Origin of the sequence: Hyalangium minutum (genome assembly GCF_000737315.1) — a bacterium.
Taxonomy (GTDB): Bacteria; Myxococcota; Myxococcia; order Myxococcales; family Myxococcaceae; genus Hyalangium; species Hyalangium minutum.
On sequence record NZ_JMCB01000003.1, the window covers coordinates 602476 to 623091 of the forward strand.

General features: G+C 68.5%; 16 protein-coding genes. 8 read left to right on the forward strand and 8 right to left on the reverse strand.

The annotated features are described in order from the left end of the window. Positions 1 to 20: 20 nt before the first annotated feature. The gene (locus DB31_RS44635; RefSeq protein WP_052419821.1) at positions 21 to 617 is read right to left on the reverse strand and encodes an NAD(P)H-binding protein; all 597 of its coding nucleotides are present in this window, start codon (positions 615 to 617) and stop codon (positions 21 to 23) included. Positions 618 to 757: 140 nt separating this feature from the next. On the opposite strand from DB31_RS44635, the gene DB31_RS08975 reads away from it, so the two are divergent. Then, a complete protein-coding gene (locus DB31_RS08975; RefSeq protein ID WP_052419822.1) occupies positions 758 to 1642 on the forward strand; it encodes a LysR family transcriptional regulator in 885 nt (294 codons plus the stop codon). 11 nt (positions 1643 to 1653) lie between these two features. Here DB31_RS08975 and DB31_RS08980 read toward each other — a convergent pair whose 3' ends face one another. Then, complete coding sequence (locus DB31_RS08980) at positions 1654 to 2649, reverse strand: phosphatidylglycerol lysyltransferase domain-containing protein (protein ID WP_044185258.1); 996 nt, start codon at positions 2647 to 2649, stop codon at positions 1654 to 1656. Between the two features lie 61 nt (positions 2650 to 2710). On the opposite strand from DB31_RS08980, the gene DB31_RS08985 reads away from it, so the two are divergent. After that, positions 2711 to 4303, forward strand: coding sequence for a B12-binding domain-containing radical SAM protein (locus DB31_RS08985; protein ID WP_044185261.1), 1593 nt, complete (start codon positions 2711 to 2713; stop codon positions 4301 to 4303). Between the two features lie 285 nt (positions 4304 to 4588). Then, the gene (locus tag DB31_RS08990) at positions 4589 to 11281 is read left to right on the forward strand and encodes a beta strand repeat-containing protein (RefSeq protein ID WP_157231885.1); all 6693 of its coding nucleotides are present in this window, start codon (positions 4589 to 4591) and stop codon (positions 11279 to 11281) included. Here DB31_RS08990 and DB31_RS08995 read toward each other — a convergent pair. After that, entirely contained in the window at positions 11278 to 11880 is a 603-nt protein-coding gene (locus DB31_RS08995; RefSeq protein WP_157231886.1) for a hypothetical protein, read from the reverse strand. The genes DB31_RS08990 and DB31_RS08995 overlap by 4 nt on opposite strands. A 44-nt stretch (positions 11881 to 11924) precedes the next feature. On the opposite strand from DB31_RS08995, the gene DB31_RS09000 reads away from it, so the two are divergent. The 5 genes from DB31_RS09000 to DB31_RS09020 are packed head-to-tail and all read left to right on the forward strand — an operon-like array spanning position 11925 to position 16417. Further along, on the forward strand, positions 11925 to 12707 hold the full coding sequence (locus tag DB31_RS09000; RefSeq protein WP_044185268.1) for an SDR family NAD(P)-dependent oxidoreductase: 783 nt from the start codon (positions 11925 to 11927) through the stop codon (positions 12705 to 12707). A gap of 29 nt (positions 12708 to 12736) precedes the next feature. Further along, positions 12737 to 13552 carry a ferritin family protein gene (locus tag DB31_RS09005; protein ID WP_044185271.1) on the forward strand — a complete coding sequence of 272 codons (816 nt, stop codon included), beginning with the start codon at positions 12737 to 12739 and terminating at the stop codon, positions 13550 to 13552. Further along, on the forward strand, positions 13552 to 14169 hold the full coding sequence (locus DB31_RS09010) for a hypothetical protein (RefSeq protein WP_044185274.1): 618 nt from the start codon (positions 13552 to 13554) through the stop codon (positions 14167 to 14169). Before DB31_RS09005 ends, DB31_RS09010 begins: the two co-directional genes overlap by 1 nt. After that, entirely contained in the window at positions 14160 to 14951 is a 792-nt protein-coding gene (locus DB31_RS09015; RefSeq protein ID WP_052419824.1) for a 1-acyl-sn-glycerol-3-phosphate acyltransferase, read from the forward strand. Before DB31_RS09010 ends, DB31_RS09015 begins: the two co-directional genes overlap by 10 nt. Next, positions 14939 to 16417 carry a radical SAM protein gene (locus tag DB31_RS09020; protein ID WP_044185280.1) on the forward strand — a complete coding sequence of 493 codons (1479 nt, stop codon included), beginning with the start codon at positions 14939 to 14941 and terminating at the stop codon, positions 16415 to 16417. Before DB31_RS09015 ends, DB31_RS09020 begins: the two co-directional genes overlap by 13 nt. Positions 16418 to 16434: 17 nt before the next feature. Here DB31_RS09020 and DB31_RS09025 read toward each other — a convergent pair whose 3' ends face one another. The 5 genes from DB31_RS09025 to DB31_RS09045 all read right to left on the reverse strand — a co-directional run bounded on the left by DB31_RS09025 (position 16435) and on the right by DB31_RS09045 (position 20616). Then, positions 16435 to 18417, reverse strand: coding sequence for an ATP-binding protein (locus DB31_RS09025; protein ID WP_044185283.1), 1983 nt, complete (start codon positions 18415 to 18417; stop codon positions 16435 to 16437). A gap of 108 nt (positions 18418 to 18525) precedes the next feature. Then, entirely contained in the window at positions 18526 to 18900 is a 375-nt protein-coding gene (rplS, locus tag DB31_RS09030) for a 50S ribosomal protein L19 (RefSeq protein WP_044185286.1), read from the reverse strand. Between the two features lie 131 nt (positions 18901 to 19031). Then, the gene (gene trmD, locus DB31_RS09035) at positions 19032 to 19766 is read right to left on the reverse strand and encodes a tRNA (guanosine(37)-N1)-methyltransferase TrmD (RefSeq protein ID WP_044185288.1); all 735 of its coding nucleotides are present in this window, start codon (positions 19764 to 19766) and stop codon (positions 19032 to 19034) included. Next, entirely contained in the window at positions 19766 to 20326 is a 561-nt protein-coding gene (gene rimM, locus DB31_RS09040; protein WP_044185290.1) for a ribosome maturation factor RimM, read from the reverse strand. Before rimM ends, trmD begins: the two co-directional genes overlap by 1 nt. Next, positions 20323 to 20616 (reverse strand): KH domain-containing protein, encoded by a 294-nt coding sequence (locus DB31_RS09045; protein WP_044185292.1) that lies wholly within the window; start codon positions 20614 to 20616, stop codon positions 20323 to 20325. The genes rimM and DB31_RS09045 overlap by 4 nt, the downstream gene beginning before the upstream one ends.

Genomic DNA, 20616 nt, shown 5'->3' on the forward strand with positions numbered 1-20616 from the left:
TGAGGCAGGGGTACCAGTGACTACAGCTTCACGCGTCGAAGCGCATCCTCGAGTGACCGCGGCGGGCGCCCCGCGAGCCGTTCGACGTCGCCGGTCGTCACATCGAAGCCGCAGGCCGACCACATGTCCTGGATGCTCTGCCAGAGGTGCGGAGCATCGGCAGACCTCGTGCCGAGCGCCGATGTGAAGACCACATGCTCGACGCCCGCGTCGACAGCACGCTGGATGGCGTTGTGCCCCTGCGTCGCGCGCACACCGGGGCGCATGTCGCTCGAAGGGATGATCAGCAGTCGATCGAGGCCAGCGAACGCCTTCGTGAGCGAGTCAGGATTATCGAAGTCGCCGAACCGCGCTTCGATGCCGAGCGCACTCACCTTGTCCGGCGAACGCGAGATGCCGACGAGCTGCGCTCCCGGCGCGCGTGACTTGAGCGCCGCGGCCGTCGCTGCGCCGAGTTGCCCGCTTGCCCCACTGATTCCAATCTTCATGATGACTGCCTTTCTGTTGCTTTGCGCACTACCGGCGCGACCAAGGATCTTGTCGATGACCTCTTGCGGACTGCCGCCGACGAGTGCGCCCTGCGGCGAGAGCATCTGCTCGTAGGTGGCACGCGGCATCGGTCCGAGGATCGGCGACCAGATCGCCGAACGTATAGAGCCCGAGCTCCATCCCGGGACCGATGTTCGCAACTTCCATGCGAGCAGTATTCGGCGCCCCAGGGCTCTCCACAATACGTAACTGTGTAATATACCAGTGCATGCCTGCAACAATCGACATCACGCTCCTCGCGAGCTTCGTCGAGGTCGCCGATGCGTCCAGCTTCTCTGGCGCGGCCCGTGCCCTTGGGACGACCACCGCGACAGTGAGCCGCACCATCGCGAAGCTCGAAGCCTCCGTCGGCTCGAGGCTCTTTCACCGAACGACCCGCCGTGTCTCACTGACCACGGCGGGAAGAGCGCTCTACGAGCGAACCGCCGCGCATGTGCGTGCGCTGGCGCACGCCACGAAGGAACTGCCCGAACACCAAAGCGAGCCAGCCGGTACGCTGAAGCTCACGGCGCCGTACGACCTCGGCGCCATCTTCCTCGGCAGCGTGATCGCACGCTTCGTCGCGCTCTATCCGAAGGTGCAAGTGCAGGCGGAGTTCAGCAGCCGCGTGGTCGACCTCGCTGCCGAGGGATTCGATGTCGCAATCCGTGGCGACATCAGCAAGCACAAGGACCCGTCGCTCACGGCGCGACCGCTCGCCCAGCGAAGTGAGCTCAGTCTGTACGCGGCGCCGAGCTACCTCGCACGGCGCGGAAACCCTCGGGAGCTCGCGTCGCCCGGGCACGACTGGCTCGTGGCGGGCCCGCTACGTCGCGCGTTCGACTTCCCGGCAACGCTCACTCCAAAGGTCGTCGCGAACGATTTCCTCTTCCTGCGCGGCGTGGCCGCATCGGGAGGAGGAATCGCGATGTTACCTTCGTTTATCGCGCAGCCGTACGTGGCAAGCGGTGAGCTCGTGCGCGTCCTTCCCTCGGTGCGTGTGACCGTCGGCGGGCTCGTGCTCGTCTACTCGTCCACGCGGCCGCTCGCACGCAAAGTGGCGGCGTTTCGCGACTTCTTGGTGGAGGTCACCAAGAGGGAGTGGGTGGGCTGAGTGACCCGCGCTTACGGGGAGAAGCTTCGCCGGAGGATCTCCGTGAGGGGCACGCGGCAGGCGCGCAGCAGGGCCAGGAGCGTCGTCGCAGCCCACGGCGAGGGCGTCACGAAGTACCGCTGCGGCGTCAGCCCCGGGAAGGCCTCCTTCAGCTCGCGGAGCCGGGTGAGGTAGCCGATACCCGCCAGCCGGCGCTCCATCCACTTCACCTGGCGCGCCAGCACGGGCGAGCAGCCCTCGGTCTCCACCCCTACCAGCGGGCAGAACCCGAGCGAGAGCTGGCGCACCCCCTCCCCTCGCAGGCGCTCGGCCAACCTCGCGACGGCCGAGTAGTACACGCCCCACAGCCGGGTCCGCTCGAAGCGGATGAGGTTCAGGAGGTAGCCCTGGACGCGACCTCCGTCGAAGTACGGATCGAGCACCGCGTAGCCGAACACCTCAGCGTCCGCGCCCTGCCGCAGCACGAACATCCGCGCCAGCCCGTCGTCCTCGAACCCGAGCGGGCGGTTGAGGAAGTGCATCTCCACGGGGACCGCGCTCCGGCCCAGGTAGCTCCGGGTGATGGCGTCGAGGCGGGCCCGCTCCTCCTGCCCCAGCGCAGAGGGACGGACCTCGGCCACCTCGAAGCTGCCGCGCGTGGCCTTCTTGAGCGCTCCCCGCACCCGGGGGTGAACCTCAGCCGCGGGCGCATCGAGCTCCAGGATCTTGTCCATGCCCATGCCGCTGGTGCGGAAGCGGGGGCCGCCGAGCTCGGAGACGAGCGCCGCGACCTCCCTCGGCACGTAGAAGAAGAGCGGGTTCTTGCTGCTGCGGAGGAACCGCTGGATCAGCTCCACCCGATCGGCGCGGGCACAGACGGGAGGCCCCAGCGTGAGCTCGAAGCCGAAGGCGCGCTGGAAGGCGACATAGCCGAACGAGGTCTCGAAATAGGAGAGCCCCGGCTGCAGCGTCGAATAGGAGATCGGATCCGAGCCATGGGCTCGTACCAGCTCGTGCCTCACGCGCACAGGTTACGGTATTTTGAGGGTTCGCCGCCCGCGACTCCGCCGGGCGTCTCGGGGAGGGCCGGTGAAGAGACTCAAGGTCGGCGTCGTGGAGCTGCTGGCACACTCGGTCACCACCCCATTCTTGAGGCGCCGCGTCATCGCGCCGGAGACGGCCTCGGTGATGCCTCAGGCGGTGGCCGTCTGGGCGGAGGAGCTTGGGTGCGAGGTGCACTATGCCGTCTGGACCGCGGAGGAGGATCTCCGCCGCCTGCTGCCCGACGGGCTGGACCTGGTGTTCATCTCCGCGTTCACCCGGGCCTCGTTCGTGGCCTACGCGCTCTCCCGGCATCTGCGCTCGGGCGGCGCGGTGACGGTGCTGGGCGGCCCCCACGCGCAGTCCTTCGCCGAGCACGCACGCGATTATTTCGACTACATCTGCCAGACAACGGACCGAGCGCTGATCGCGGATCTGCTCCAAGCACCCGAGCGGCAGGAACGAGGCCTCGTGCTCTGCGCGGATGAGGGGCCCTCTTCCCTACCCGGCGTTGCTCAGCGCGCGCGCTTCATCGATCACTGCCTCCAGAAAGGCACCAGGGTGCTGCGGCTGGTGCCGATGCTCGGAAGCCTTGGGTGCCCGTACACGTGCAGCTTCTGTGTCGACGCTCCCGTGCGGTGGCGGGGCCTGCCAGTGGACCCGATCATCGAAGACCTGCGCCACATCGAGCGCCGCTGGGGCGAGGACACGCTTGTCGGGTGGCACGATCCGAACTTCGGGGTGCGGTTCGACGAGTACCTGGGCGCCATCGAGGATTCGGGCACGCACCTGGTGCACTGCGCACACATGAGCCTGTCCCTGATGAGCGCGCAGAACGCGCGGCGGCTCGGACGGGCGCGGTTCGGGCTCCTGGCGCCGGGGGTCGAGTCCTGGTTCGACTTCTCCGACAAGTCCGGGCGGGCGCGAGTCGTGGGAGAGGCCAAGGTCCTGCACGTCGCCGAGACCCTGAACGTCATCCAGGCCGAGGTGCAGCACATCCAGACGAACATGATCGTGGGGCTGGACACCGATCAGGGCGAGCTGCCCTGGGAGCTGACCCAGCGGCTCGCGGAGCTCTCGCCGGGCATCTACCCGACCTACTTCCTGGCGACGAACTTCTACAACGCGCCCTTGAGCCGGGAGCTGCACGCCTCGGGACGGACGATGGCCATGCCGTTCTCGCTGCTGGACACCAACTGCTTCGGCAACGTGCGGCCCCTGCACTACTCGCCGGTGGAGCTCTACGATCGCCTCATCGAGCTCTACGCATTCGCCTACTCGTGGAAGGCCGTGCTCCGCCGCACGCGCGTGACACCCGGCGGCTGGGGAAAGCTGGTGAACTTCGGCCGCAGCGTCGACGAAGGCCGAGGCTTTATTGCCTTCCACCGGAGCCTTCGCGCCCGCCTCGAGAGCGACCGGGAGCTGCGCGCGTTCTACGAAGGCGAACGCGTGGCACCCCCCACCTCCTTCATGGACGAGGTGAAGGCGCAGCTCGGCCCGTACCAGGAGCTGCTGCCCGCAGAGCTCCTCTCGCCCGAGCGCTACGCCGAGTCATTCCGAGCCGCCGCCGAGGCCGCCGTGCGCACGATCCGCGCCCCCGCCGCGGGTTCAGTCCCCAAGGAACGCGCGGCAGCATCCTGAACGCCATGTCGCGCTGCGCGATGTTTGGGGAGCAACCGGGCGTGCTTGGCACGACGTCCTGGGCAGGCTCGTTCCAGCGATATTTGCTGATGCCAGGGCGCCCCAGCGTCAGAGCAGGGTTACCCCTTGAACCAATACAGCAGGTAGGCGCGGCCTCGCGTGGGGCTGCCGTGACCTCGGGCCGGCGGGGTGCAACCCCAGGCGCGGCTCGCTAGGCTTCGGTGTCGGACAACCAACAGAACATGCGTTGTGCCGCAGCATCGATTCCCCCTTCTTGAGGCCTGGATGTCATCTCGTCCCCTGTTGTCCGGAGTGTATGTCGCGCTGACCGCGCTGCTGGTCTTTGCAGCCGGCTGTCATGAAGATCCGCCGCCGCCGCCCAGCGAGCAGCCGGATGCGACGCGCTCGCAGGTGCAGGTGAGCCGCAGCTCCAACGTGCTGGCCAACGGACGGGACGTCGTCACCCTCACCGTGAAGGTGGTGAAGGCGGATGGTGCGGCGCTGGCGGGCCGCACGGTGAAGCTGGAGATCAGCGGGGACGGCGCGATCGTCGCGCCGGCCTCGGGCCAGACCAACCCGGAAGGGGTGATGACGGCGACCCTGGTCTCCACCCAGGCCGGGCTCAAGAAGGTGAAGGCCTCGGTGGAAACGGACGGTGGACCGGTGGTGCTGACCTCCCAGCCCACCGTCGAGTTCATCGAGGTCCCAGCGGCGAAGCTGGCCTTCCTCAACACGAGCATTCAGGGCACGGCGGGCGCCCCGTTGAGCCCGGCCGTAGAGGTGGAGCTCCAGGATGCCGAGGGCCGTCGCGTCCCAGGCAGCACGGCCTCGGTGACCGTGGCCCTGGCGACAGGGCCTTCGGACACGCTGGAAGGCACGCTCACGGTGGCGGCCGTGGATGGGGTCGCGCGCTTCAGCGATCTCGTCATCCAACAGGTGGGGACGGGCTACTCGCTGCGAGCCACCTCGGGAACGCTGACGGAGGCCACCAGTCCTTCCTTCGCGGTGACTGCCGCGCAAGCGGCGGTGCTGGAGCTGACAGGGCTTCCGAACAGCCTCGTCGCAGGGAGTTCGGCGGAGGTCCAGGTGACGCTGAAGGATGCCTTGGGCAACGTGGCCACCGGCTACACGGGCACGGTGCGCTTCACCTCCACGGATGGGGCGGCGGTGCTCCCGAGCGACTACACCTTCACGGCGGCCGACGCGGGGCAGAAGACGTTCAGCGCGGTGGAGCTGCGCACGGCGGGGTCCCAGTCCCTCACGGCCACGGATACGGTGACTGCCTCGCTGACGGGCACTCAGAGCACCACGGTCTCCCCTGCTGCGGCCACCAGCCTGAGCCTCTCGGCCCCGGCCTCCGCCACCGCGGGCAGTGCCTTCAGCGTCACGGTCACGGCGCGCGACGCGTTCAGCAACGCGGCCACCGGCTACACGGGCACCGTGTCCTTCAGTTCGGATGACACGCGTGCGGCGCTGCCGGGCAGCTACACCTTCACGGCCGCCGATACGGGGGCGCACACCTTCAGCGTCACTTTGGGCACGACGGGCTCTCAGCCGGTGCGCGTCACCGACGGCACGCGCAACGCCAACGCCACCGTCACCGTCACTCCGGGCGCCGCCACCAGCCTGAGCCTCGCTGCGCCCCTCACCGTCATGGCGGACGGCCCCTTCAACGTCACCGTCACGCTGCGGGACGCCTCCGGCAACGTGGCCACCGGCTACACCGGCACGGTCTCCTTCAGCTCGGACGATACGCGCGCAACGCTGCCGGGCAGCTACACCTTCACGGCCGCCGATGCGGGGGCGCACACCTTCAGCGTCATCCTGGGCACGGCGGGCTCCCAGCCGCTCCGTGTGACCGACGGCACGCGCAACGCCAACGCCACTGTCACCGTCACACCGGCTACCGCTGCCACCCTGAGCCTCTCGGCTCCGGCCTCCGCTACGGCGGGCTCGCCCTTCTCCGTAACGGTCACGATGCGGGATACCTCCGGCAACGTGGCCACCGGCTACACCGGCACGGTGCACTTCACCTCCACGGACGGGGCGGCGGTGCTTCCGGCGGACTACACGTTCACGGCGGCCGACTCGGGGCAGAAGACATTCAGCACGGTGGAGTTGCGCACGGCGGGGGCTCAGTCCCTCACGGCCGCCGATCGGGTGACCACGACGCTGACGGATACCCGCAGCACCACGGTCTCCGCGGCCGCGGCCTCCAGCTTGAGCCTCTCCGCCCCGGCCTCTGCCCCCTCGGGCAGTGCCTTCGATGTCACGGTCACGGCCCGTGACGCGTTCAGCAACGTGGCCGCCGGCTACACGGGCACTGTCTCCTTCAGCTCCGATGACACACGCGCCGGGCTGCCCACCAGCTACACCTTCACGGCCGCCGACGCAGGCAGCCATACCTTCAGTGTCACCCTGGGCACGGCAGGCGACCAACCGGTGCGCGTCACCGATGGCACGCGCAACGCCAGCGCCACTGTGAACGTCACCTCGGGGGCCGCCGCCACCCTGAGCCTCTCGGTCCCCTCCACCGCCACGGCAGGCAGTGCCTTCTCCGTGATGGTGACGCTGCGGGATGGCGCGGGCAACGTGGCCACCGGCTACACGGGCACGGTGCGCTTCACCTCCACAGACGCGGCGGCAGTGCTTCCAGGCGATTACACCTTCACCGCCGGCGACGCGGGGCAGAAGACGTTCAGCACGGTGGAGTTGCGCACGGCGGGGTCCCAGTCCCTCACGGCCACGGACACAGTGACCGCGACGATGACGGACACCCGCAGCACCACGGTCTCCCCTGGCGCGGCCGCCAGCCTGAGCCTCTCGGCCCCGGCCTCCGCCACCGCGGGCAGCGCCTTCAACGTCACCGTGCTGGCGCGCGACGCGTTCAACAACGTGGCCACCGGCTACACGGGTGCCGTGTCCTTCAGCTCGGATGACACGCGCGCGGCGCTGCCGAGCAGCTACACCTTCACGGCCGCCGACGCGGGCAGCCACACCTTCAGCGTCACCCTGGGCACGGTGGGCTCCCAGCCGGTGCGCGTCACCGACGGCACGCGCAACGCCAGTGCCACCGTCACCGTCAACCCGGGCGTCGCCGCCAGCCTGAGCCTCTCCGCCCCAGCCTCCGCCACCGCGGGCAGCGCCTTCAACGTCACGGTCACGGTCCGTGATGCCTCCGGCAACGTGGCCACCGGCTACACGGGCGCCGTGTCCTTCAGCTCGGATGACACGCGCGCGACGCTGCCGGGCAGCTACACCTTCACGGCAGCCGACGCAGGCAGCCACGCCTTCAGCGTCACCTTGGGTACGACGGGCAGCCAGCCCGTCCGGGTGACGGATGGCACACTCAACGCCAGCACCACCGTGAGTGTCACCCCAGCCGCCGCCGCGACCTTAAGCCTTTCGGTCCCGGCCTCTGCCACTGCGGGCAGCCCCTTCAACGTCACTGTCACGCTGCGAGACAGCTTCGGCAACGTGGCCACCGGCTACACGGGCACGGTGCACTTCACCTCGACGGATGGAGCGTCGGTGCTCCCGGCGGACTCCACCTTCACGGCCGCGGACGCGGGGCAGAAGACGTTCAGCACGGTGGAACTGCGCACGGCGGGGTCTCAGTCCCTCACGGCCACGGACACAGTGACCGCGACGATGACGGACACCCGCAGCACCACGGTCTCCCCTGGCGCGGCCGCCAGCCTGAGCCTCTCGGCCCCGGCCTCCACCACCGCGGGCAGTCCCTTCGCGGTCACAGTGACAGCGCGCGACGCGTTCAACAACGTGGCCACCGGCTACACGGGCACCGTGTCCTTCAGCTCGGATGACACGCGCGCGACGCTGCCGGGCAGCTACACCTTCACGGCCGCCAACGCGGGCAGCCGCGCCTTCAGCGTCACCTTGGGCACGGTGGGCTCCCAGCCGGTGCGCGTCACCGACGGCACGCGCAACGCCAGCGCCACCGTCACCGTCACTCCGGGCGCCGCCTCGAACCTGACCCTCTCGGCCCCAGCCTCTGCCACCGCGGGCAGCGCCTTCAACGTCACGGTCACGGCCCGCGATGCCTCCGGCAACATCGCCACCGGCTACAACGGCATGGTGTCCTTCACCTCGACCGATCCGGCCGCGGTGCTGCCGGGCATCTACCTCTTCACGCCGGGAGACGCGGGCGTGGCCTCCGTGTCCGTGGAGCTGCGCACTGCGGGGAACCGCACCATCACCGCGACGGACACCCTCGATGCGGGGCTCACGCACACCGTGGCGGTGGCGGTCTCGGCCGGTGCTCCGGCGCAGCTCGCGTTCACCACGCAGCCACAGAGCGGCACCGTGCGCGCGACCCTGGCCACGGTGCGTGTGGAGATCAGGGATGCCTACGGCAACACCTCCACTGCCTCGAGCCCCTCCGTGACGGTGAGCCTCACGGGCGGCAACCCTGCCTCTACGCTGAGTGGGACACGGACCGTCTCACCGGCCAGTGGCGTGGCCACGTTCTCGTCTCTCTCCATCGACCAGGAGGGCACGGGCTTCCAGCTCGTGGCCGCCGCCACGGGCCTGACGGGGGCCACGAGCACGGCTTTCCAGATCGTGGACAACCTGGCTCCGGCCGCGGCGGTCCTCACCGCCACACAGGCCTCGTCCTCCAGCATCCAGGTGTCGTGGACGGCGGTGGGCGATGACGGCACCCTGGGCACCGCCGCGAGCCACGATCTGCGCTACGCCACCGCTCCCATCACCAACGATGCGCAGTTCACCGCGGCCACGCCCGTTTCCCTGGCCGCGCCTCAGCCCCCGGGGAGCGCCGAGTCGGCCACCGTCACGGGACTGAACCTCACGTCCACGTACTACTTCGCGCTCAAGGTCTTCGACGGGGCGGGCAACTCCAGCCTCTCGAACAGCCCCGGCGCGGGCGGCTCGGATCCCTGCGCGTCCGTCACGTGCACGCCGCCGGCCACAACGTGCTCGGCCAATGGCCGGAGCGTCGTCACCTACACCTCGGCGTGCGTGGACTCCGGAGGCGTGGGCGTCTGCCAAAACACCCCGACAAGCACGCTGTGCGCTTCGAACCAGACCTGCAACGCCGGCGCGTGCGTGCCAGTTACCGCGGCCAGCCAGCAGGGCCAGATCATCATCAGTGAGTTCAGCGCCCTCGGCGCGGAGTTCATCGAGTTGCGCAACACCACGGCCACGGCCATCGACGTGCGGGGCTACACGCTGCGCAACATCGCAGGCCAGGAGGTGGATATCCGCGCTCCGAACGACCCGAACGGCACGGGCTCCACCCCGGTGCAGGTGCCCGCCAACGGCGTGCTCTACGGCATCCCCAACCCGTCCAGCTCTGTCCCGGGAGGCGTGGGCTTCATCTACGGCGCGCCGGGCACCTCCTTCGCGCTGGCGGACACAGGGGACGCGCTCGCGCTCTACGCGGCGCCTCCGGCGGGCAACCTGCAGGACCTGGTGGACTTCCGCACCTTCGTCACCAACCCGAACACGCCACTGACGGCGAGCGCCTTCGTGGGCTTCTCCGGCAGCTCCACCCAGCTGGAACCCACCACATCCACGGCGGCTGGCAACGACACGGCCACCAACTGGTGCGTGAGCTTCTACCCGAACGGGGCTCGCGGCTCGCGCGTCACGAACACGGCGGGCGCTCTCAACGGCAGCTGCAAGGTGGCCGTCATCAACGAAGTCATCATCGATCCGCCGGGCACGGACGATCAGAAGTCCTTCGTGGAGCTGGCCGGCCCGGGTGGAGCCGTCATCGGCGGAGCAAAGATCACGGACGTGGAAGGTCTCGGGGGCACGGCGGGCGCACTGAATGCGGATGGAGATCTCAGCACGGGCGAGACGGACGGCGAGTTCACCCTCCCCGCCGGCACACGCTTCCCTGCGGATGGCATCCTGCTGGTGGCGGACGCGAACTCGTCGGTGACCTCGACTCAGGTGGTGGGCTTCACGCCGGGAGTGGACGTCCTGGCCCGGGACATGGACGTGGAGAACTCCGGAGGAGACTCCATCCAACTGGTCTCCGCCACGGGCACCCTGCTCGATGCGGTGGGCCATGACGCCAACGGCGCCACCCTGGCCACCAACGTGGCCTACAACGGCCTGGCCCTGTACGAGACGGCCACCGCGCTGACACCCACGACGCCAGCCGGCACTGCGGCCCCCTCGCTCGCTCGCAATACGCTGAGCACGGACACCGACAACAACCGCAACGACTTCCGGGCGGATCCCACGCCCACGCCTGGCTCGCCCAATGACGCCCTCAACCTCACCGTCTCCACGTTGTTCCCGGACGACGGACCGGCCACCGCGGGAGCCTCCAGCGTCCTGGTGACCGGAACGGATATCTCTCCGGGGTTCCGGGCGGCGTTCGGAGCCAACCCTTCGCAGCCCTGCACGGTGGCCAGCCCCACCTCCGCCACCTGTAGCGTGGTGAGCAACACTGGCAACGCCGTGGCGAGGGTGAACGTGACGTTCTCCAACCCGGCGAGCGTGGGGACTCCCAACTTCGTCCTCCCCAGCGGATTCACCTACACGGGCAACGAGAACGAGACGAACAGCATGCTGGAGGCGGACTACTGCAACCTCCAGTTCCCCGCGAGCTTCTCGGTGCCGTCCAACACGGCGACACCGCTGCTCTACGGCCGCATCTTCGAGACGAGCATCACCGAGTCCATGGGAGCGCCCTCGGGCATCCTGGCCGAGGTGGGCTATGGCAACAACGGCACGGACCCGCGAAGCACCAACTCGTGGAAGTTCTTCTCCGCGAACTACAACGTGCAGGTCGGCAACGATGATGAGTTCTCAGGCTCGTTCACGGCGCCCACCGTGGCGTCGAACACGAACTTCTCGTACACATTCCGGTTCAGCCAGGACAACGGGCTGAAATGGACCTACTGCGACCTGAACGGAGCGGGCTCCAACACGGGCATGAACTTCGAGACGACGCAGATGGGTGTGATGACGGTCACTCCCTAAGCCGGCACGGGGATCTGCAGGCAGTACCTCCCGAACCCCACCAGCGAGCTGAAGCGCGGGTGGAGGTCCGGGGGGTACTCGAACCGGCGGGCAGCCCGGGCCAGCTCGGCGAGGTGAGCGTGGTAGCCGCCCGCGATCGCCGAGAGCATGGGCGCGAGCGGATCCTCTCCCGAAGCCACCTCCCCCGCGGCGCGCTCCAGCGCTTCGAGCCCGCCTGGGTATGACTGGAGCAACTGCAGGTCGTAGGCGATCACGCCGTCCTCATGGAACGAGGACAGCAGGTGCTTGATCAGGACGTGCGGCGTGGCGAGCAGCCCATTCCAGACGATCACCTGCTGGGGGCAGTAGAGGAGCTGGAGCGGAACCCGGAGCAGAATGTGGCCCCAGAGACTCCGGCGGTTGGCGGCGTGCTCGATGGGCGTCTCATTGAACGCGAAGGGCAGCATCTCGAGCGTCGCGGCCTTCACCTGTGCCGGATGAGGAACCGCCTCCAGGAGGCCCTGCGCGACGAAGAACTCGAACCGAGGCTCCCAGCCGCTGTCCCGGCAGAGCCCCACCTTCAGCCCCAGCTCGAACACCCGCTCTATCGTCAATGACATGGGAAGCCTGTCCTGTCGGCGGCCGCTACTCTAGAACAAGGGCCATGGACCCAAAACCCGGAGGGCTCAAGTACAGGACGGCGCTCATCACCGGAGCCTCAGGAGGAATCGGGCGCGGGCTGGCCGCGTGGTTTGCTCGGCGCGAAGTGAAGGTCTTCGGTGCCGCTCGCCGCTTGGAGGAACTCGAAGCGCTCGCGCGAGAGCTCCAGGGACAGGGAGAGCTCATCCCGGTAAGGCTGGATGTGGCCGACGCCCGGGCGACCCTGGAGACCCTGCGATCGATCGACGATGCGTGTGGAGGGCTCGACCTCGTCGTGGCGAACGCGGCCGTGGCACTGGAGACTCCGGGAGACGCGCCCTCATGGGATGCGGTGGAGCGGATCCTCGACGTGAACGTCCGAGGGGCCGCCGCCACGCTCACCGCAGTGGCAGACCGGATGGCCTCACGCGGCCGTGGCCACCTGGTGGGCATGTCCTCCCTGGGTGGAGGACGCGGTGTCCCCCGGCACAACACCTACAGCGCGTCCAAGGCCTTCCTCACCAACTTCCTCGAAGGGCTGCGGATCGAGCTCGCGCCCCGAGGGGTTCAGGTGACCACCATCCATCCTGGCTTCGTGAAGACCCCCGGCACGGCGGGCAACACGTTCAAGATGCCGTTCCTGCTCGAGCTCGACGATGCGGCCGAGCGCATCGGCCGCGCCATCGTGCGAGGCTCGGCTGAGTTCTCGTTCCCCTGGCAGACGGCGCTGATGGCGAAGCTGGTGCGGATGCTCCCGAATGCGCTCTGGGATCGCGCCGCGAGGAGCCTGGGGCCTGGACGCGAGTAAGCAACGGATCCGTGGCATAGTGCGGCGCGATGAAGGGTGCCGAATCCCCCGTGGATACCGTCTCCGAGCCCTACTTCGAGCGCCTGTGCGAGCTGGCGGCGCGCGACCAGTGGCGGCTCGAGGATCTCGACTGGCACACGCTCGATGTGGCGGCACTCCCGGAGGAGTTCCGGCAGACCGCGGCCGATGGCTTCGCGCAGCTCCAGTGGGGAGAGCGGACCGCGCAGCACGCGGCGGCGAGGCTCGTGGAGCTCCTGCCCGAGGGCTCCGCGCGAGCGTTCCTCGTGACGCAGCGCACGGACGAGGCCCGGCACGTGGCCTTCTTCGAGCGAGTCATGCAGGTGCTCGGCTGTGAGGGGCGCGTGAGGCCCTCGGTGCAGCGGCTGATGCGCGAGGTCCAGGAGGCCGACACGCCCGAGGCGCTGGTGCTCGGCATGCAGATCCTCATCGAGGGCGTGGCCCACTCGCTCTTCCAGGAGGCGGCCAAGGTGGTCAACGGCTTCGAGGCGGACGAGAGCCTCGCGGGCCCGCTCCAGGCGCTGAAGAAGGTCATGGGCGAGTGGATGCCTCGGCTGCTCGCGAGAGACGAGAGCCGGCACATCGCCTTTGGGATCCACTACCTGCGCCAGCGCCTGCCCCGGCTCGACGGCGCGTCCCGGCGCCAGTTGGAAGAGAAGGTCTCGCTGTGGGGCGAGTGGGTGCTGGAGCAGGCCCGGGATCCGGATCTCGTGTACGGGATTGGCATCGACGGCGAGGCGGTGTGCGGGCAGCTGCTCGAGGATCTGAACCTCCGCCTCGGGCAGGTGGGGCTCGAGACGCGGATCGCACCCTTGAAGGCGGCGTGATGGGCACCGAGCAATCCATCCAGGAGCGGATCGGCTTCTTCGTGAAGCACGGGTACCTCGATCGGCTGCCGACGCCCTGGCAATTGAAGGTGGGCTGGCTGGCGATGCTGCCCATCACCCTGAGCGAGAGCGAGCGGGAGCGAGAGCGCAGCCGGAACACACTGATGGGGCAGATCCCCATCCGGGTGCCGCTTCAGGTCCTCTACAGCCCGAGACAGTTCGTCACGGACACGGGGATCACCCAGGGCTCGGAGGCCCTCGTGAAGCACGTGCTCAGCGTGTACCACGAGGATGCGTTCCTCGGTTACGACCTGCAGTTGTTGCAGTCGCATCCCAACGGCCTGGCGCTGCTGCGCGAAGAGGCGGCGAAGGTTGTCGAGGGCAAGACGCTCTGGGCGCCTTACCTGCGCAAGCTGGTGGGCTGGCCGGGCTACCACGAGGGGCTCATCCGGCTGGCAGAGGCGGCCGAGCGCTTCGAGTACCCGGATCCGCTGGATCTCGATCCGCGCTTCGCGACGCTGGTGGGCTTCTCGGAGTTCTGCTGCTCGATGCCGGACTGGCCTCCGAGCGGGTTCTACGGCTTCGAGTTCGAGAAGGTCTTCTCGCGGTGGAAGTGAGGCCCGGCGATCTGGAGGCGTGTGATCCGGAGTTCCAGCGGCGCCATGCCGGCTGGATCACGAAGGCCGTGCGCACGTGGTTCCGAGCGGACATCCAGGGAATGGAGCACCTGCCGGACGGTCCATTCGTGGGCGTCGGGAACCACAGCGGAGGGGTGCTGATTCCGGACACCCTGCTGTGGGTCGGCACGTACCACACGTCGGGGCGCAAGCCGCCGATGGTGACGCTGGCCCACGATGGGATGTTCGACGCGTACCCGAAGCGGCTCGCGAGCGCCCTGGCGAAGCTGGGGGCGGTACGGGCGCGCAAAGAGATCGCGGCCGAGGCGCTTCGGAGAGGCTTCGCCGTGCAGGTGTACCCGGGAGGCGACCACGACGCGTGCCGGCCTTTCTCGCGGAGGAACGAGATCGTCTTCGCGGGCCGCAAGGGCTACGTGGAACTGGCACGGGAGGCAGGAGTGCCGATCGTGCCCGTGGTGTCGGTGGGAGCGCACGAAGCCTTGGTGGTGCTCTCGGACGGGGCGTCGCTGGCGAAGCGGCTGGGCCTTGACCGCCGCTTCCGCCTGAAGGCGTTTCCGATCACGTTGTGCCTGCCGTGGGGAATCTGGCTGGGTCCCCTGCCCGGCTATCTGCCGCTGCCCGCGAAGATGAGCCTTCGGGTGTTGCCGCCAATCTCCGCCGAGGGTGGGGACATCGACGCGATTGACGCGCGTGTGCGAGCATCCATGCAACGCGCGGCTGACGAGCTGGCACGAAGGAGACGCTTCCCATGGATCGGATGAAGGTCTTCAGGTTCGACGAGTCCCTGGACGTGAACACCGCGACAGAGAGCGAGCTCGGGGCGAGGCTGGAGCGGCTCTGGGACAAAGCGCCGGAGCTGCGGCCTCGGCCGGAGATGCACGACTACCAGCTCACCTACCCGCCCGCGGTGCAGATGGAGAAGCGGGACGGCTACCGGCGCACACCCACGGACGAGGAATACCTGCGCGACGCGGTGGGAGCGTTCAACGCGGCCGGGTATTACTTCCATTTTGGCTTCTGCAAGTACCGTTGCCGCTACTGCTTCCACTACGAGCTGCTGACGCGGCACAACGATGAGCTGATGTCGCGGTACGTGGATGCGCTCTCGCTGGAAATGCGGCACGTCCGGGAGCTGACGCCGAAGCTGAAGCCCGCGCTGTACTTCCTGGGAGGCGGCACCCCGACGGCCCTGCCAGTGCACCTGCTGGAGCGGTTCCTGAAGAACCTGGTGACGCACTTCGGCCCGCCGCGCACGTCGATGAGCACGGTGGAGGCCAAGCCGGTGACGGCGTCGGATGACAAGCTCCGGGCTCTGGTCCAGGCGGGCTTCCGGCGCATCAACTTCGGGGTGCAGACGCTGGATCCGGAGCTCTACGCTTTCCACCACCAGAAGGAGGACATGCGGGTCGCCCTGGATGCGATCGAGCGGGCCCGGAAGCTCGGTTTCGAGTACATCAACATCGACATCATGACGGGGCTGGAGCGGCAAACGCCCGAGTCCTGGCAGAAGACGCTCACGGAGATCGAGCGGCTGGCGACGAGCGGCGCAGTGGACAGCGTCTTCATCTACCCGTACCACGACGATCCGCGCAGCGGCACGTACGGGAAGCCCGGGGCAGTCCCCTCCATCGTGCAGACAGCGCACAGCGACGCGCAGGCGCGGGCGCTGTTCACGCGGCTGGGCTGGAAGGAGCTGGGCGCGAGGTTCTACAGGGCGCCTCGGCACGTGCGGCGCGAGATCCTGGAGCTGGCGAAGCTGCGAGTGAACCCGGCCTACGGCGAGGTGCTGTACCACGGGCTGGGCAACTCCAGCTTCTCGATCGGGGATCGGGCGACGTTCCTGAACCACCGGGACGTGCAGGACTACTGCGCGGCGGTGGAGAAAGGCGGCCTGGGCATCGCGTACTGGCGGACGCTGGATAACGCCCAACGGGCAACGCGGGACGTGACGTTCGACCTGCTCTACAGCCCGTTCACGCGGGTACGCTCACGGGCGAGGAAGTACGGGGCGGAGACGATGGCGCACCACCGCAAGCAGCTGGAGCGGTGGGCCGAGCTGGGCCTGGGCGAAGAGAACTGGCTGCTGGGCACGTTCTCGCTGTCACCGCTCGGCAAGCTGGTGCACCAGCAGCTCATCCCCCAGCACTACCTGGCCGAGGATCGCCGCGAGCTGGAAGAGACGATGCAGCGGCGCCAGCAAGAAGGCCGCCGCTACCGAGGCTACTGACCCCGCTCCGCCCCGGCTCAGAGGTTGACGGAGCCGTCAGCCATTTGCGCCAGGCCCGGATGCGTCGTCACGAGCAGCACCTGCGTCAGCGTGCCCAGGTGCTTCAGCATGCGCCCAATCAGCGGCAGCTTCACCTCGTCCATGCCGACGAACGGGTGCTCCATGATGAACGGGTACTTCACCCGGGTGCTCACCTTCTCCACGACCACCATGCGCAACGCCAGGTAGTACATGTCCAGGTCGCGCGGGGGGATGTCGCCCACGAGCAGCTGTTGGCCCGGCACGAACACCGAAGCCCTACCGTCCTTGTCCCACTCGACGCCCAGATAGCGGCGATCCGTGAGCGCGCTCAGGTACTGGGTGCAGCGATCCCGCAGCATCCCGCCCAGCGTGGTGATGTCCGTGGACAGCAGATCCGCCGCCAGCATCATCACCACCGGAGACGGATCCTCCATCGGCCCCGAGCCCATCCCCGCCGGCTCCGCACCCGCCGGCCCCGCCCCAGCGGGAGTCGGAGGCGGCGCTCCCGCCTTGGCCAGAACGATGGACTCCTTGGTCCGGGAGAGCTCGCGCTCCACCTCGCGCAGATCGCGCACGAAGGAGCCCTTCCGGGAGACTTCGACGCTGAGCTCGTCGATCTGCTGCTTGATCTCGTCGCGCTGCTGCCCGGCGGCGACGAAGTCCGGATCGGCCTCCATGGCCGCGAGCTGATCCCTCAGCTCGTTGAAGCGCTGCTCCAACAGGCCCTTGCGCTCGAAGACGCCTGGAATGTCCTCGTGGTTCTCCAGCTCGAGGATCTTCATCGCCTTGCGCACCGGCGAGACCTCAGCCTCGAACTCCTCGAGGATCTTCTTCTCGCGGGCGGAGAACATGCCCTCCTTGTTGCGCACGGTGGACGTCTTCGACAGGTCGTCCACGTACCGCAGCGCCAGCATCGCCGCGAAGCCGAACGCCGGGATGTCCAGCAGCGTCAGGTACCGCCAGCCGCTGTCCACCGCGAAGCCCAGGATGATGCCGCCCAGCAGGAACAGGGCGCCGACCCCGAGCCCCGCCCAGAACAGCCGGTTCTGCTTCAGGGGCTCCACCGCGACCGGAGCCGCCGCCGCGTCCTGCTCGCGCTCCACGGCCAGCCGGTTCAGCGCGTCGTCCTTCTTGGCCACCACCTTGGAATAGCGCTCCACGCGCGTCAGGATGTCCGCGGGCAGCCCCAGCGACTCGGGGGTGGGCGCGGCGTTCCACGCGTTCTCCGCGTCCCGCACGGCCGCCTTCACGCCCTCGGTGCTCTTCAGCTTCCGCTCGGTCTCGAAGAGCTGCGAGTTCAACCCGTCCAGCTTGAACTGCACCTCCTCCATCTCGCGAGACTTCACCAGTTCCTGCTCCAGCTCCTTCACCTTGGCCTCAGCCGCGGGGATGTTCTCCGCGGGGGCCACCGCCTGGGTGCTGGCCAGGGCCGGCATGTTCGGGTTGCTCGCGAGCCCTCCGTGCCCGTGCCCGCTGTGCAGGCCCGGGTTGCTCGCCGCGCCGGGCATCGACGGCCGCTTGAGATCCGGCTTCGAGGTGCGCACCCGCGGGCGGCGCGACGGGAGCTGGCTCGGCATCAGGCAGCACACCTGCTCCCAGACGTTGCGCGACGGCAGGCCCACCTGCACGCGCAGGAACTGGCCGATCTCCGCCGTGTCCCCGGACACCAGCTCCGGAGGCTGCCCCGGCACCGTCTGCTTGTGCAGCGTCCCCGAGCCGCCCAGCTCCCGTAGCAGCCGGTACGTGAGGTTGTCCTGGCCCAGCATGGTGAAGGCGGACTTGCCACGCTTATCGGCCTGCGCCGAGAAGCTGGCATCGTCGCCACGCCCATCGGCGTACAGGAGCGCCAGGGACAGCGCCGCCAGAGGCGTCATCTCGGCGGCTGGGGGCTTGAGGACGAGGTAGCCCGGCTTGAGCTGGAAGCGGCCTTGTGCCGAGAAACCCCGGACGTTTTGGACAGCAACCTCGAGGAAGTGCATGCGCGGCCCCATCCTAGCGCACCAACGAAAAAAGGAGCGTCCGCGAACGGACACTCCTTTTTCGAAACTGCGGAGACCTGAGAGAGCGGCCCGGGGGGCCTCCCCGAACTAGGACTTCTTGGCGGCCGGGGTGTTCTCTTCCTGCACGTCCACGCGGGAAGCCTTGCCCTTGAGGTTGCGGAGGTAGAAGAGGCGGTTGCGGTTCACGCTGCCGCGGGAGAGGATCTCGATCTTCTCGTAGCGGGGGCTGTGCAGCGGGAAGATGCGCTCCACGCCGACGCCGAAGGACACCTTGCGCACGGTGAAGCTGGCGCGGTTGCTGCCCTTCTTCTTGCGGATGACGACACCCTCGAACGCCTGGACGCGCTCCTTCTCGCCCTCCTTCACCTTCCAGTGGACCCGGACGGAGTCCCCGGTCCGGAAATCGACCAGCTCCTTGCGGAGGTGCTTGGACTCGACGTACTCGATGGCGCTTCGACGCATGACTGTCCTCAGAAATCCTGTGTGGTGCGAATCGACCAGTAAGAGGGGGGCCTAGTAGCAGAGACGAGCGGGTCGGACAAGTCCGCAGATTGCCCAGTGTTTCCTCTCCCCACCCCCACCCAACCCGGGTGCTACAGGTCTTCCTCCCGGAGGGCGAGCAGTTTCTGATCCGCCTTCCCGAGCTCCAGGCGGCCAAAGAGGTCCGGCCGGCGCTCCCGGGTGAGCATCAGGGCCTTCCAGCGGCGCCAGCGGGCGATCCGGGCGTGATCGCCGCTCTGGAGCACGGCGGGTACCTCGGCGCCCCGGAAGACAGGAGGCCGCGTGTACTGGGGGTGCTCCAGCAGTCCCTCCTCGAAGCTCTCGCTGACGTGGGACGCCTGGTTGCCCAGCACCCCGGGGAGCAACCGGGCCACCGCATCCACCACCGCCAGGGCTGCGATTTCCCCGCCCGTGAGGATGAAGTCCCCCAGGGACAGCTCCTCGTCCAGGAACGGCATGACGCGCTCGTCGACGCCCTCGTAGCGGCCACAGACGAGGATCAGGCCCGCGGAGTGGCTCACCAGCTCACGCGCCCGCGCCTGGGTGAACGCGGGCCCCCGAGGGCTCATCAGCAGCACCTTGGCGCCCGGGTGACGGGCCCGCGCCGCCTCGATGGCCGCCACCAGGGGCTCCACCTTCATCACCATGCCCGCCCCGCCGCCGTACGGCGTGTCGTCGGTGACGCGGTGCTTGCCCTCGGCGTACTCGCGGATGTCCGTGGCGGTGACGGAGAGCTTCCCGCGCTCCTGCGCCTTGCCGAGGATGCTCTCCCCCACGTAGCCGGACACCATGCCTGGGAAGAGCGTGAGGATCTCCACCGGGTACATCAGCGGTCCTCCTCCTCGCCATCGCCTTCCTGGCGCTCGCCCTCGTCCTCGAAGAACTCGGGAGGCTTGATGACGATCTTCCCGCCCGGCATGTCTACCGTGGGCACGAACTCATCCGCGAACGGGATGATCAGCTCGGGCTTGCCAGAGCCGCGGATGACGAGATTGGGCACCTCGCCGGTGGCCCAGACTTCCTCCACCTTGCCCAGCTCCTGGCCCTTCTCGTCCACGGCGGTGAGGCCCACCAGATCGCCCTGGAAGTACTCGCCCTCCTCGGGAGGCTCCAGGTCCTCGCGGTAGACGAACACCGTGGAGCCCACGAGCTCCTCGGAGGCCTCGCGCGTCCTCACGCCCTCGAAGACCACGAGATCCTCCTTGGAGGCAGGCCTCAGGGACTCGATGCGCAGCTCGCGCTCCTGGCCGGCCCGGGTGCGCACGCGCACGCGCTCGACAGAGTCGAGCGTCTCCGAGCCGGGATCGAATGCACGAATGGCCACCTCGCCCCGGATGCCGTGGGCCCGGGCCACATAGCCCAGCTCCAGCAGAGGACGAGGTGTCACTGGGCGTCGGGGGCGGGAGGCGCAGCGGGAGCCGCCCCAGGGGCGGGCGCCACGCGCCGATCGTCGAGGATCTCGAGACGAACCTTCTGCCCCTGCTTCTGGGCCGCGGCATTCAGCAGCGTCCGGAGGGCGTTCACGGTCCGCCCGTCACGGCCGATGACCTTGCCGACGTCCTCGGGGGCGACCTTCAGCTCGAAGAGCCGGGCACCTTCCGCCTCGGACACACGCAGGCCCACCTGGTCTGGTTGATCGACCAGGGCCCGCGCGAGATAGGTAAGCAGTTGCTCCAC